Source organism: Rhodoferax sp. (assembly GCF_023700745.1).
GTDB lineage: Bacteria > Pseudomonadota > Gammaproteobacteria > Burkholderiales > Burkholderiaceae_C > Rhodoferax.
This window is the reverse complement of the sequence record NZ_JAMPYG010000003.1, coordinates 121759-136344: the sequence shown is the minus strand read 5'-3', so window position 1 is coordinate 136344 and position 14586 is coordinate 121759. Positions and strand designations below refer to the sequence as shown.

The window sequence follows — 14586 nt, the reverse complement described above, 5'->3', positions numbered from 1 at the left end:
CGGCAGCGTCAGAAATAATAAATATCCACAGAAACCAATCGCACAATGACAGAGGGACAACACCCCACACGCCAAGCCGTTGCAGAGCCAAGCGGCGCAGATTTCTGGCAGGCCTGTATCGATCAACTGGCACAAGAACTCCCGGAGCAACAGTTCCAGACCTGGATCAAGCCCTTGTCGGCCCAGGTTTCGGAAGACTTGAGCCGGGTCACAATTTTTGTTGCCAACCGCTTCAAGATGGACTGGATCCGGGCGCAATACAGCCATCGTCTTGCGCTGATCATGGAGCGCCAGACGGGGCAACCCGTCCAGATCGAACTGGCGTTGGCGGTACGGGAAGCCGTGGTGCGCAAGCCGGACGTGAAAGTGGCGAGCGCTGCGGCGGCGGTCGATACGCTCGCCGAGGCCGATCAATTTCGCCCCGCCGAACCGCTGAAGAGCCGTCTCAACACAGCGCTGACGTTCGACACGCTGGTCGAAGGCAGCGCCAACCGCATGGCGCGCGCGGCGGCCATGCATGTGGCCGGCATGCCTGGCCATTTGTACAACCCGCTGTTTATTTACGGCGGTGTGGGTCTGGGTAAAACCCACTTGATGCACGCGGTAGGCAATCAGTTGATGGCCGACCATCCTAACGCCAAGGTGCTCTACATCCATGCCGAGCAATTCGTCACCGATGTGGTGAAAGCCTACCAGCGCAAGGCTTTTGACGAGTTCAAGGAGCGCTACCACTCGCTGGATTTGCTGCTGATTGACGACGTGCAGTTTTTTGCCAACAAGGAGCGCACGCAAGAGGAGTTTTTTAACGCCTTTGAGGCTTTGCTGGCCAAAAAATCGCACATTGTCATGACCAGCGACACCTATCCCAAGGGTCTGGCCGACATTCACGAGCGCCTGGTGTCGCGTTTTGATTCCGGCCTGACGGTGGCCATCGAGCCGCCCGAGTTGGAGATGCGGGTGGCCATTCTGATCAACAAGGCGCAGGCCGAGGGCATTGTGATGCCCGAAGAAGTGGCCTTTTTCGTGGCCAAGAACGTGCGCTCCAACGTGCGCGAGCTGGAAGGCGCCTTGCGCAAAATCCTGGCCTATTCGCGTTTCAACCAAAAAGAGATCTCGATCCTGCTGGCGCGCGAGGCGCTGCGCGACCTGCTGTCCATCCAGAACCGTCAAATCTCGGTGGAAAACATCCAGAAAACGGTGGCGGACTATTACAAGATCAAGATCGCTGACATGTATTCCAAAAAGCGCCCCGCCAGTATTGCCCGGCCGCGCCAGATCGCCATGTACCTGGCCAAGGAGCTGACGCAAAAAAGTCTGCCGGAAATTGGAGAAATGTTTGGCGGACGCGACCACACCACGGTTTTGCATGCGGTGCGCAAGATCGGCACTGAACGCCAGCAGGTCACTGAACTCAACCAGCAATTGCACGTGCTGGAACAAACCCTCAAAGGCTGAACTAATTAAAAGTTGACGCAAATGAGTGGGAAAATAGCCAATTTATTGCAGCCGGTCTGGGCCCATCAGGGTCCAGCCTATTCGCCATTGAACCCAAGAGGATGACATGATTGTTTTAAAAGCCACCCAGGACAAGGTTTTGTCGGTTTTGCAGGCGGTCTCAGGTATCGTGGAGCGTCGCCATACCCTGCCCATTCTGGCCAATGTGCTGATTCGCAAAATGGGCGATGCCCTGCAGCTCACGACCAGCGACCTCGAAATCCAGATCCGCACGGCGGCCGAACTGGGCGGCGATACCGGCGACTTCACCACCACGGTGGGCGCCCGCAAATTGATCGACATCCTGCGCACCATGCCGGCCGACCAGCTGGTGTCGCTCGAATCCAGCGCGGCCAAACTCATCCTCAAGGGTGGCAAAAGCAAGTTCACGCTGCAATCCATGCCCGCCGAAGACTTTCCGCTGGTGCAGGAGTCGGCCAACTTTGGTCCGGCTTTCAGCGTGCCGCAGAAAACACTCAAGGCCTTGCTGAGCCAGGTGTCGTTTGCCATGGCGGTGCACGACATTCGCTATTACCTGAACGGTATTTTGTTTGTGGTTGAAGGCAAGCAGCTCAGCCTGGTGGCCACCGACGGCCACCGGCTGGCCTTTGCCAGTGCCACCCTTGACGTCGAGGTGCCCAAACAAGAAGTCATTTTGCCGCGCAAGACCGTGCTGGAACTGCAGCGCCTGCTGTCGGATGCCGACGGCGCCATCGAGATGCAATTTGCCAACAACCAGGCCAAGTTCAGCTTTGACGGCATGGAATTCGTGACCAAGCTGGTCGAGGGCAAGTTCCCCGACTACAACCGCGTGATTCCGCGCAACCACAAAAACAGCATCACGCTGGGCCGCAGCGCGCTGCTGGCCACGCTGCAGCGCACCGCCATCTTGACCAGCGAAAAGTTCAAGGGCGTGCGCCTCAACATCGACCCCGGCACCCTGCGCGTGGCGGCCAATAATGCCGAGCAGGAAGAAGCGGTTGACGAGCTCGACATCGACTACGGCGGCGACAGCATCGAAATCGGCTTCAACGTGACCTACCTCATTGACGCCCTCAGCAACATGTCGCAAGACATGGTGACGCTGGAACTCTCGGACGGCAACAGCTCCGCGCTGTTTACCATTCCCGACAACACCACGTTCAAGTATGTGGTGATGCCGATGCGCATCTAAGCGCCTGCTGCACTGTCCCTTTCAAACCCCACCGATTCCGCCATGACCGAAGAAAATACGCCTGCCCAAGATTCTGAAAATGCCATTCACACGGGCGAGGGCACGGCTGACAGCTCCAACTTTCAGCCCACCATTGATGCCCACCAGGCAGGCGCTTCCGAGGCTTACGGTGAAGGCTCCATCCAGATCCTCGAAGGGCTGGAAGCGGTGCGCAAGCGCCCCGGTATGTACATCGGCGACACCAGTGACGGCACCGGCCTGCACCACCTGGTGTTCGAGGTGGTGGACAACTCGATCGACGAGTCGCTGGCCGGCCATTGCGACGACATTCTGGTCACCATCCACACCGACAACTCGGTGTCGGTGGTCGACAACGGCCGGGGCATCCCGACCGGTGTCAAGATGGACGACAAGCATGAGCCCAAGCGCAGCGCGGCTGAAATTGCCCTGACCGAACTGCACGCCGGCGGCAAGTTCAACCAGAACAGCTACAAGGTCTCGGGCGGCCTGCACGGCGTGGGTGTCAGCTGCGTCAACGCCTTGAGCAAAATGCTGCGCCTCACCGTGCGCCGCGACGGCAAGGTCCATGTGCTCGAATTCAGCAAGGGTTTTGTGCAGAACCGCCTGCTTGAAAGTGTCAACGGTATCGAAGTGTCGCCCATGAAGGTCACCGGGGAAACCGAGCGTCGCGGCACCGAAGTGCATTTCTTGCCAGACACCGACATCTTCAAGGAAAACCATGATTTCCACTATGAAATTCTCAGCAAGCGCCTGCGCGAACTGAGCTTTTTGAACAACGGCGTGCGCATTCGCCTGAAAGACGAGCGTACCGGCAAGGAAGACGACTTTTCTGGCGCAGACGGCGTGCGCGGTTTCGTGAACTTCATCAACAAGGGCAAAACTGTCCTCAATCCCAACATCTTTCACGCCATGGGCGACCGCCAGAGCGACCAAAACACCAACATCGGTGTCGAAGTGGCGATGCAGTGGAACAGCGGTTACAACGAGCAGGTGCTGTGCTTCACCAACAACATTCCGCAGCGCGATGGTGGCACCCACCTGACCGGGTTGCGCGCGGCCATGACGCGTGTCATCAACAAGTACATTGATGACACCGAGATCGCCAAAAAAGCCAAGGTGGAAGTCAGCGGCGACGACATGCGTGAGGGCTTGTGCTGTGTTCTGAGCGTGAAGGTGCCCGAGCCCAAGTTCAGCAGTCAGACCAAGGACAAGCTGGTGTCATCTGAAGTGCGCGGCCCGGTGGAAGACATTGTGTCGAAGCTGCTATGGGACTACCTGCAGGAGCGCCCGAACGATGCCAAGATCATTGTCGGCAAAATTGTTGAGGCCGCCCGTGCCCGCGAAGCCGCCCGCAAGGCCCGCGACATGACGCGCCGCAAGGGTGTGCTCGACGGCATGGGCCTGCCCGGCAAACTGGCCGACTGCCAGGAGAAAGACCCGGCACTGTGCGAAATCTACATTGTCGAGGGCGACTCCGCCGGTGGCTCGGCCAAGCAGGGCCGCGACCGCAAGTTCCAGGCGATTCTGCCGCTGCGCGGCAAGATTTTGAACGTGGAAAAAGCGCGCTACGAAAAACTGCTCACCAGCAACGAAATCCTCACGCTGATCACGGCGCTGGGCACCGGCATCGGCAAGGCTGGCGGCAGCACCGGCAACGACGACTTTGATGTGGCCAAGCTGCGCTACCACCGCATCATCATCATGACCGACGCTGACGTTGACGGCGCCCACATCCGCACGCTGCTGCTGACCTTCTTTTACCGCCAGATGCCTGAACTGGTGGAGCGCGGCCACATCTACATCGCCCAGCCGCCGCTTTACAAGGTGAAAGCCGGTCGCGAAGAGTTGTATTTGCAGGGCCCCACCGACCTCGACAACTTCCTGCTGCGGGTGGCGTTGATCAACGCGACGGTCTACACCGGTGGTGACAACAGCACAGCCCTGACGGGCGACGCACTCACCGAACTGGCGCGCAAGCACCAGCAAGCCCAATCCGTGATTGCCCGCCTAGCGAACTTTCTGGACGTCTCCGCCTTGCGTGCCATTGCCGATGGTGTTGAGTTGAACCTTGACACGGTGGCCGATGCCGAGGCCTCGGCCATCGCCCTGCAGGCGCAGTTGCCCGATGCCGAAGTGGCGGGCGAATTCGATGTGCGCAGCGACAAGCCCATTTTGCGCATCAGCCGCCGCCTGCATGGCAACATCAAGAGCAGCGTGCTGACGCAAGACTTTGTCCATGGCGCCGACTATGCGGCCCTGAGCGAAGTCGCTAAAACCTTCAAAGGATTGCTCAGCGAAGGTGCCCGGGTCACACGGGGCGAAGGTGAACGCCAAAAAGAACAAAAGGTCAGCGACTTCCGCGAGGCCATGAGCTGGCTGATTGCCCAGGCCGAAGGCTCCACTAGCCGCCAGCGTTACAAAGGCTTGGGTGAAATGAACCCCGAGCAGCTCTGGGAAACCACCATGGACCCTAAGGTGCGCATTTTGCTGCGGGTGCAAATCGACGACGCCATCGAAGCCGACAAGGTGTTCACCATGCTGATGGGCGACGAGGTCGAGCCGCGCCGCGAGTTCATCGAAACCAACGCGCTGCAGGCGGGGAATATTGATATTTGATGCTCTTTGTAGACGTGAGCAAAGTTTTGCCGTTTTGAGGGCAAAGCTTTGCCGGGGGTTGTCTACTTACGGCGGATTTTGTTTACCTAAAGGAAAACAACGACCTCTGTAAGTCATTGTTTTTCATGAATTTTTATTCTCAACAGTTGTTGTTATCTTCGAGCGTAGATAACAAAGTCAACTCAGAACTGCCGCCATTCGGTTTGGTGTAGGCCATATTTCGCTTGGCTCTTCCGGGTATCCAACGATGCCAACAAGCTTCCAGGTTCATCCGCAAACAGCAGTACGGCGGCACGCCGGGGCTGGATCACACCATTGACTTCCTCAGCAAGACCAATGCGCAAAAGCTGGTCTGAGAAGGTTCCGGACAAAGGACCTCGCGCTTCGGCAAAGCGTCGCCAGGCATCGGTTTTTAGTCTGTCAAGCGCCACGGGAACGGGTTCGCTGCTGGCACTGCGCACCCCGCGCCGATATGACAGGTCCGTACTTTCACCCGCGCTCATGGACCGATTTCCGGCGTCCAAGCGGGTGAAAGTGCTGCCATTGATGATGGAGTGCACATTACTGGTGCGGCCTACTTGTACCAACAGCAGATGACCGGTCTGCCCTTTGGCTGGTCCGTTAAGCAGTTTGCAAGGCAAACGGTGCAGACGAATCGTGTCAATGGCTGGTACAAATTCCGTCAGTAGTTTGCGCTGTAGTTCGTCCACAGCTTCCGGATTTTCTTCAATGCCAAACATCCGGGCATCTCCCTTGAACTCCTTCAGGTCCGCCAAACCCAGCACCAACGTACCTCCGTCGGTGTTCGCAAAGGCACACACCGTTTCCAGCGCCTTTCCGACCATCTTGCCGCTGACGCGCTTGAATTCAAGCTGGCGGGTTTCACCCAACCCGATCATCTGCTGAATAAGGGTGGCGCTGTCAATTGCCGTGGTCGTGCCTAAGTTCATGGGCGAGTCATTCTTTATGGGGAGCCATTATTTTTCAATTTTTGACCACTAAACCGGGACGAGCGCCGCTACCAAAACCGCCTCCAGCAAGCGGCGGCTGTCGGTTTGGGTGGTGGTGAGCTGGGCTTCGAGCTGGTCGCACAGGGCCATGAGTTCATCGACTTTGGCGACGATGCGGTGTTGTTCGGCGAGGGGTGGGAGGAATATCTCAGCACACTCTACTTGCTTAGATGAAATATGCGGGATCCCGTTGCTTCTACCGGGATCAATTTGATCGGTGAACTGTGGTGACTCGATCCATAGAAACAGGTAGTCCGAAGTCAATAAGTCGAGATTCAACTGAAATCGTCCAACTCGTTGCAACAGTAAACAGGGTAAATCGTTCGTCCGCACACGCGCTACTTTCGTGCCAGTGCCGATGAACGGGCGGTCCAGAGAAAGTACGACATCACCTTCAAGCAACTTGAATCGCTCAAACTCTTCAGCTTGCTCAATCGGAAGACATGCCAATTCATCCCACCGGATAACGCCGTGACTGACATTTGTGTTGCGCAGCAATCGAATTCCAGTTTTGGCAAACCACTCACTCTTGAATGCATATCCATTTTGGAGAGTCGCTGCTATCTTCAGCGGCTGAGAATACAACGACCACTCGTTACTGTCCGATAGAGCCCCACGCACCGCCAGATTCAAAATCGTCTGCCGCATTGCCTTTATGTGCTCAGGCCGGGTGGTGAGGCGCGGGAGATGCTGCAGGTAGAAGCGGGCGTGCTCGCGTTGGGCTTCGGGGGTGGTGTCGGCAGCAGGCTGGTTCAGGCGCTGCAGGGATGCGGCGGCTAGGCGGTCACGGCGGCGTTCGCGTTCTTGCTGCGCGGCTTCGAGCTGATCGCACAGGGCCATGAGTTCGTCCACCTTGGCGACTATGCGGTGTTGTTCGGCCTCCGGCGGGATGGCAACAGGAATGCTGTTCATCTTCGCCTGATTCATTTTCGGCTGCGCTGTGCCAGTAACGTATGCCTTCAAGTCAATGGCATTGACGTATAGCTCGATGTACCTAAGAAAATCCTCCGTGATTCCATCGAGCACATGCGCATGGTTATTGACCCAATACTGACCACGTGCGATAAATGCTATGGGCGTTGAGCGGTTAATCAAATTTGCGCCGTCCTCACCGATCAGCAGCAGTGGCTTATCGAACAGGAAACCGTCAATCTTATCGATCACCCCCGACGCGCCGTAATAGTCATACGTCTTCGCTCGGGTGTTTCGCTCCTCCTTGGAAACGGGAATTCGTTCGCCGTCGCGCGAAATCATAATGCTGCCAAAGAACGCCCACATCCAATTTGATTTAAGTCGATAGGGCTGTAAGGCAAGTGGGACTGCGGTAAATGCTGATTGCACTTTGAGTAGTCTCTCATTTACCAAGTCGGCCTTATGTGCATAAATCCGCTTCAGTAATTCCCCCGCCGGCTCATCCCCCGCATCCTGTTCCACCAACTTCCCCCGCACCGCCAAATCCAAAATGAAACGGCGCAGACGTGGCACTGCATTGGGCGCTTCGGCCAGCCGGTCGAAGTGGGCCAGTAGTTGCGTGGCGTTCATCGCAGCAGGGCCTCTTGCAGGATGGCTTTGAGCTGGTCGCGCAGCGCAGCCGCTTTGGCTTCGGCCTCGTTCAAACTCACCAGCAGTTCTGCCGGGTCGCCATGGTCGTCGGCCACAGTGTGCGGATTCTTGAAGTCGAGGTTGTAGCCGCGGGCCTTCACCTCGTCAGCGCTGACCTTCCATGCAACATCGGTTTCTACACGACCCTCACGGCTTGCGCCACCCCACCAGTCCACGCAGCCTTGCAGATGCTCCAGCCGAATGGGTCGGGTCATGGAATAGGCTTTCTGGGTGGCGGGCACGCGGTGTTCATAAAACCAGATGTCTTGCGTGGGCGTGCCTTTCTCAAAGAACAGCAGGTTGGTGCCGATGCTGGCGTAGGGCTTGAAGACGCTGTTGGGCAGTCGCACGATGGTGTGCAGGTTGCACTCGGCCATCAGGTGCTCTTTCAGCCGTGTTTTCACGCCCTCGCCAAACAGCGAACCGTCGGGTAACACCACGGCGGCACGGCCATTGGTCTTGAGCAAACGAATGATCAGGGCCAGAAACAAATCTGCTGTTTCTTTGGTGCGAAAGTGTTGCGGAAAATTGCTTTCAATGCCGTCCTGCACCGATGCGCCAAAGGGCGGATTGGTCAGGATGATGTCAACGCGGTCGGCATTGGTGTAGCTCACATAGGGCCGGGCCAGGGTGTTGTAGTGGCGCACAAAGCTGGCGTCTTCCACGCCGTGCAGCAACATGTTGGTCACACACAGCATGTGGGGCAGTTGCTTGAGTTCGACGGCGCGCAAGCTCGATTGCAATGCGGCTTCATCTTCAACCGTCTTCACATAGCGGTCGCGCATGTGGCGGATGCTGCAGGTTAAAAAACCACCCGTGCCACAGCTCGGGTCCATGATGATCTCACCCGGTTTGGGGTCGATGCGGTCCACCATGAAGGCGGTGACAGCACGCGGCGTGTAAAACTCGCCGGCGTTGCCTGCAGCCTGCAGGTCGTTGAGCATTTGCTCGTAAATGTCGCCAAAGTGTTTGCGTTCGGCCAAGTCGTTGAAGTTGACCTCGTTGATCTTGTTGACGACCTGGCGGATGAGCTGGCCATCTTTCATGTAGTTGTAGGCGTCTTCAAACACGGCCTTGACCACGCGGGCGCGGCTGGCCCACTTGCCGGTGGCTGGCAGCTCTTTGAGCTTCGGGAACAACTCGCCGTTGATGAAGGCCATCAGCTCCGAACCGGTGATGCCTTCAGGGTTGCTGGCCCAGGTGCGCCACTGCAGTGCGGCGGGTATGGGCGAGGTGTAGTGGTCTTGCATGACCTCCATCTGCTGGTCCTGGTCATCCACGATTTTGAGGAAGAACATCCAGCACAGTTGCGACAGGCGCTGGGCATCACCATCAACACCGGCGTCTTTGCGCATGATGTCTTGAATGGATTTAACGGTGTTTCTTGCGGACATGAATACTTAATTTATGAATAGAGCGCGATTTGCAGTTCATGCACGGCATGCTCAAACCCGGCTTTGGTGCCGAATTGTTTGATGAGTTGAAACGGCATGCCCATTTGGTTAAAGGGCGGGATTTCGAGAATTTTTACATTGCCCAGCCCACCAACCACGCCCTCGTCCTGGTATTTGGTCAGCAGCGCTTCCAGAACAGCGCGGGCTTGCGGGCCGTATTGGGTGAACACGTCACGCTTGCGTACCTGGTCGGCCCGTTCGCGTCGGGTCAAGGGTGGCTGGTCGAAGGCAATGTGGCAGATCAGATCAAACGGATCCAGGTCTTTGCCCACTTCATCCATCAGCGGCTGCAGGGGCAGGCCCTCTTCGGCGAGTTCTTCCATGACCCGTTCTTTGCGCTCTTCACCTTTCCAGCGGCGCAAGAAGGCGTCCAGGCTGGCGTAGTGGGCGCGAATGGCTTTGCGGCTGTAGTCGCGCAAACTCTCGGTGACGAGTTTGCCGTTTTCATCCAGGTATTCCACGCGTTCGGTCAGCACCTTGACCGGTTTGCCCTTGATGAAATATTTGGGACGTGGTTCTGCAACTTCTGGCGGCAACGAGATGTCAGGTGGTGGGTAACCGACGACCACGGTTTCGTCTTCAGCGGGCGTGGCTGGTGACGCGTCTTCTGCACCCCAGGGCAAGTCCTCTGGTAGCTCGGGCGGCATCACAGGGTCGCCTTCGCCGGGTTCATATATCTGCACCGGTTCACCATCAAAGTCGGGGTCGGCAAAGTGGTTGGTGGCTTTGCGAAAGTCGATCAGGGTGAAGTAATACTTGTGGGTGTCCTCATGCACGCGGGTGCCGCGCCCCACGATTTGCTTGAACTCGGTCATGCTGCCGACTTCGCGCTCCAGCACGATCAGGCGGCAGGTTTGGGCATCAACCCCCGTGGAAAGCAGGCGCGACGTGGTCACGATGACCGGCACTTTGGACTCGGGGTCGATGAAATTGCCGAGCTGTTCTTTGCCTTCGGGGTCGTCGCCCGTGATGCGCATCACATAGCGCGGAAACTGTTTGACCAGATCGGCGTTTTCATTGATGAAGGCCTGGCGCATGCGAGCGGCATGGGGCGTGTCCACGCAAAAAACGATGGTCTTCTGGAACCGGTCGCCGCTGGCCTTGAGGTAGTCACTGACCCACTTGGCGACGCGGGCGGTTCGGTTGTCAATGATGAGGGTGTGATCAAAGTCTTTCTGGTTATACAGGCGGTCTTCAATCTCGTGGCCGTATTGGTCCACCTCGCCGGGCATGGGGCGGTAGCCTTCCACGTCGACATCCAGATGAACCTTGATGACCTTGTAGGGGGCCAAAAAGCCATCGCGTATGCCTTGTTTCAGGCTGTAAGTGAACACCGGGGCGCCAAAATACTCGCTGTTGGAAACGTACTCGGTTTCCTTGGGCGTGGCGGTCATTCCGATTTGGGTGGCGGCGCTGAAATACTCCAGGATTTCGCGCCAGGCCGAGTCTTCGGCAGCGCTACCACGGTGGCATTCGTCAATCACGATCAAATCGAAGAAACCAGGACTGAATTCCTTGAAAATTTTCTGGTGCTCTTCGGGGCCGGTGATGGCCTGGTACAGCCCCAGGTAAATTTCATAAGCGGCGTTGATGCGGCGTTTATTGTCGGGGCCACGGTCCATGGCCAGGGGCAAGTCAATATCGCTCCCGTCGGCACGCTCGATGGTTTTGGCGTTGACACTGAGCTTGGCCATGGCACCGCCAAAAGGGCGAAAGTCGTTGACCATGGTTTGGTCAATGAGGATGTTGCGGTCGGCAAGATACAAGATGCGCTTCTTTTGCCCCGCCTTCCACAGCCGCCAGATGATCTGAAACGCGGTGAAAGTCTTGCCAGTGCCGGTAGCCATCACCAGCAGGATGCGGTTTTGGCCCTTGGCGATGGATTCGACCGCGGCGTTGACGGCGTTGCGCTGGTAATAACGTGGCTCTTTGCCGCTGCCATCGTCAAAATACGGTTGTTTGACCACTTGTTCCTGTGCCGGGGTCAGGCCCTTCCAGGCCAGATAACGGTTCCAAAGCGCAGCTGGACTGGGAAAGTCGTCCAGTTTCAAGGTGGTTTCCAGTTGCACCGATGTGCCAGTGCGGTCATGCAACACAAAGCCGTGGCCATTGCTGGAAAAAACGAAAGGAATGTCAAGTGTGGTGGCGTAGTCCAGCGCCTGCTGCATGCCGTCACCCACGGCCTTGAAGTTGTGCTTGGCCTCAATCAAGGCAATGGGAAAGTGCCCGATGTACAGCACATAGTCGGCCCGCTTGGCCTTGCCGCGCGTGACCAGTTTGCCCCGCACAATGATGCGACCCGCCGTGAACGCCACCTGGCGGCGAATCGCGGGTTCAGTCCAGCCGGCCTGGTACAACGCCGGGGTGATGAATTTGGCGCTGGTGTCGTCTTCGCTGAAGTTAGGTTTGCTCATACCAGTAATGCTTTTTTGGCCAGCCAGTGGCTCTGCAAAATGGTTTGATGACCCCTATGAACTGGCACCTTTTTGACTTCGCGCTTGACGGGCGCTATTGACATAATTTATCTCCCTTGGAGTCATTCTAGGTGGGATGAGACTTCTCTTATCAGAAGACCGAAATGTATCGCCACAACGGTCACTTTGAGACGCAAACCAGCATCTTGTAGCCATATTAGACAGCCATTGTCTGAATCGTCTAAAGAGTCATAACACCGGGCTTTCTGAGCCACCAAAGGTAAATCACCGCGTTCAATCGGCTAACGAACTGCGTGATCCAGGACTCGTGTCTCCAGAGCCAGGTGACCATCAATTCCAGGTGTCTTCCGTAGTGATTATGTTGTTTCTAAATCACTTGAGAGCATTGTGCTTACGTTGCCGTTGTTCACGCTTCACAAACGCAAAAAAGGCTTGCCAGGGATCACCTCGCAAGCCTTTTTTCTTCGGACTTCCATGTGCTTTGCTCCGTCTACCTTGTGGGCAGAACCCCCCTCAATCTGAACTCCTGGTAGAAGTAGAAGAGGTCCGTTGACACGGAATCTGACCTGGGGGATAGCTGGTCAGACTGGAAGCTGTTGCTGTAACCTAAACCGCTCGTTTTGTTTGAGCGATGAAGGTATCTTATGTCTTTCGGCAAACAATTTGATTGCGTTCTTCTCTAATTAGTTGCCTTGATAGGTGATATCTGCTGAAATAAAGTATATTTGCGCAATATTCTTATTTTTTGACTGAAAACAAGCTTTCGACGCGCCATGAACACCGCCCTGACACTGGACCGTTATGACAGAGAAATCCTGAAGCAACTGCAGCTTGACGGGCGTCTTTCCAACCAGGATTTGGCTGAGCGCATTGGCTTATCGGCGTCGCCGTGCTTGCGGCGCGTGCGTGTCTTGGAAGAAAGTGGCCTGATTTCTGGCTACCACGCACAGGTCGATGCCAAAAAGGTCGGGCTGTCGCTGATGGCGCTGATTCACATCTCGATGGACAAGCACACGCCCGAGCGCTTCGAAAACTTCGAGAGCCTGGTGTGCGACATTCCAGAGGTTCTGGAGTGTCTGTTGATCACGGGTCAGGCTGCCGACTACCAACTCAAGGTCATGGTGCGCGACATGGACGCCTACCAGGACTTGCTGCTGAAAAAAATCACCCGTATCGAAGGGGTCACCGGCGTGCACTCCAGTTTTGTGCTGCGTCGGGTGGTGGACAGGACCATCATTCCGGTTGAGGTGCACTGAGCGCTAATACGCGCGGGAGTCATCCGTCAAATTGAAAGCAATCGGCGGCGAACTATTCGCCCGCAGGAACCTTATTTGGTCTTAAAGTGTCACTTTTTCTACCTCGCGAGGTCCCACCGTGTCAGACGCCATCATCATCCAGCAACCCACCCAAACAGCACAACAACTCCTGGTCTTGCACCATGGTGTGGGTGCAAGCGCGCAGAACATGGTCCCGTTGGGGCGGCATCTGGCGGCGCAATTCCCCAACGCCTTCATCGTCAGCGTGCACGCACCCTATGCAAGCGACATCAGCCAGGGCGGCGCTCAATGGTTCTCGGTGCAGGGCATTACCGACGAGAACCGCCCCGAGCGGGTGGCTGCCGCGATGCCTGCCTTCATCCACAACCTGCGCTATTGGCAGGAAACCAGCGGTGTCTCCGCCAGTGCCACCGCCGTGCTGGGGTTTTCGCAAGGCGCCATCATGGCCCTGGAGGCCGCGCAGGCGCAAGCCGGGTTGGCAGCGCGCGTGGTTGCCCTGTCCGGGCGCTATGCCCAGCTACCTGCCCACGCGCCAGAGAAAACAACACTGCACTTCATCCATGGCAAGTCAGACCCCGTGATTCACTACGCGCACTGCGTGGCGGCAGCCGAGCGACTGGTCGCCCTGAGGGCTGATGTGACCGCAGATGTCATCCCTTTTCTTGGTCATGAGATCAATGCTGAAGTGATGGACCTGGTAACCGAGCGCTTTGCTGGCCACATCCCGAAACACCATTGGGACGAGGTACTGAAGGCGGCACCGCAGTAAGCAGCCGTTTCTCAGGCCGGCCAGTGAGGCCAGGGCATTGACGTTTTGAGTCGCTTGCGAACGGACCAGAGCGGCGTCGGTTCGGGTACCATCCGTTGCGCTGGCTACAGCGCCTCTTCATTCGGTATTTTGAGAAGAATTTGGCTGCTGCTGCATTTTTGTGTTCATCTAACAGGAAGTGAGAAGATCATGACGATACTTGTGGCTTATGCGCCCCGCCCGGAAGGACAGGCAGCACTGCAAAAGGGAATTGAAATTGCGACCAGCCGCGGCGAACGACTGATGGTTGTGAATGCAAGTTCAGGCAACGGCAAGGACGATGCGGCACTGGCCGACACCCTGGACGTTGAGCGGGTCGAGAAATTGTTGGCGGCGACTGGGCTCGATGCCGAATTCAAGCAATTTGTCCGAGGTCAAAGTGCGGTCGCCGAAATTGAGGCGATGGTTGACTCACTGCCCGTTTCCTTGTTGATCATTGGCCTCAGAAAACGCTCTGCGGTAGGTAAACTCATCATGGGCAGCGTGGCACAAGATATCCTGCTCTCTGTTTCATGCCCCGTGTTGGCGGTGAAGGCGGTCTAAGCCTTTGGGTCTGCGACCAGGTGTGATTTTTCCTGGACTTCGACCGGGTGATCTTGCCCAGGCTGAAAGTACATTGATGAAAAAAATTCTGGTTTGCTTTGGCTTGTTGATTGGCAGCATCAGCAGGTACCGGCAATACTTTGCTGACGCCT

General features: G+C 56.8%; 10 protein-coding genes. 6 read left to right on the top strand and 4 right to left on the bottom strand.

Annotated features, from left to right (window positions below):
• Nucleotides 1–45: 45 nt before the first annotated feature.
• The 3 genes from dnaA (at nt 46) to gyrB (ending at nt 5305) form a co-directional block, all read left to right on the top strand.
• Complete coding sequence (gene dnaA, locus NDJ10_RS04480) at nt 46–1455, top strand: chromosomal replication initiator protein DnaA (protein WP_296159968.1); 1410 nt, start codon at nt 46–48, stop codon at nt 1453–1455.
• 106 nt (nt 1456–1561) lie between these two features.
• Nucleotides 1562–2668 carry a DNA polymerase III subunit beta gene (gene dnaN, locus NDJ10_RS04475; protein ID WP_296159967.1) on the top strand — a complete coding sequence of 369 codons (1107 nt, stop codon included), beginning with the start codon at nt 1562–1564 and terminating at the stop codon, nt 2666–2668.
• A gap of 42 nt (nt 2669–2710) precedes the next feature.
• Nucleotides 2711–5305: a DNA topoisomerase (ATP-hydrolyzing) subunit B gene (gene gyrB, locus NDJ10_RS04470; RefSeq protein ID WP_296159966.1), complete on the top strand. Its 2595-nt coding sequence runs from the start codon at nt 2711–2713 to the stop codon at nt 5303–5305.
• 182 nt (nt 5306–5487) lie between these two features.
• On the opposite strand, the gene NDJ10_RS04465 is transcribed toward gyrB, so the two are convergent.
• Genes NDJ10_RS04465 through hsdR form a run of 4 tightly spaced genes read right to left on the bottom strand, consistent with a single transcriptional unit; the run spans nt 5488 to nt 11785 of the window.
• Nucleotides 5488–6255 carry an ATP-binding protein gene (locus NDJ10_RS04465; RefSeq protein ID WP_296159965.1) on the bottom strand — a complete coding sequence of 256 codons (768 nt, stop codon included), beginning with the start codon at nt 6253–6255 and terminating at the stop codon, nt 5488–5490.
• Between the two features lie 48 nt (nt 6256–6303).
• Nucleotides 6304–7857: a restriction endonuclease subunit S gene (locus tag NDJ10_RS04460; protein ID WP_296159963.1), complete on the bottom strand. Its 1554-nt coding sequence runs from the start codon at nt 7855–7857 to the stop codon at nt 6304–6306.
• Nucleotides 7854–9311, bottom strand: a complete 1458-nt coding sequence (locus NDJ10_RS04455) for a class I SAM-dependent DNA methyltransferase (protein WP_296159962.1) — start codon at nt 9309–9311, stop codon at nt 7854–7856. Before NDJ10_RS04455 ends, NDJ10_RS04460 begins: the two co-directional genes overlap by 4 nt.
• Before the next feature lie 11 nt (nt 9312–9322).
• On the bottom strand, nt 9323–11785 hold the full coding sequence (gene hsdR, locus NDJ10_RS04450) for an EcoAI/FtnUII family type I restriction enzme subunit R (protein WP_296159961.1): 2463 nt from the start codon (nt 11783–11785) through the stop codon (nt 9323–9325).
• Between the two features lie 794 nt (nt 11786–12579).
• Here hsdR and NDJ10_RS04445 point away from each other — a divergent pair.
• From NDJ10_RS04445 to NDJ10_RS04435, 3 genes are all read left to right on the top strand, one after another.
• On the top strand, nt 12580–13062 hold the full coding sequence (locus NDJ10_RS04445; RefSeq protein WP_296159960.1) for an Lrp/AsnC family transcriptional regulator: 483 nt from the start codon (nt 12580–12582) through the stop codon (nt 13060–13062).
• A gap of 118 nt (nt 13063–13180) precedes the next feature.
• Nucleotides 13181–13852: an esterase gene (ypfH, locus tag NDJ10_RS04440; protein ID WP_296159959.1), complete on the top strand. Its 672-nt coding sequence runs from the start codon at nt 13181–13183 to the stop codon at nt 13850–13852.
• A 54-nt stretch (nt 13853–13906) separates the two neighbouring features.
• Nucleotides 13907–14434: a universal stress protein gene (locus NDJ10_RS04435; protein ID WP_296159958.1), complete on the top strand. Its 528-nt coding sequence runs from the start codon at nt 13907–13909 to the stop codon at nt 14432–14434.
• Nucleotides 14435–14586 lie beyond the last annotated feature (152 nt).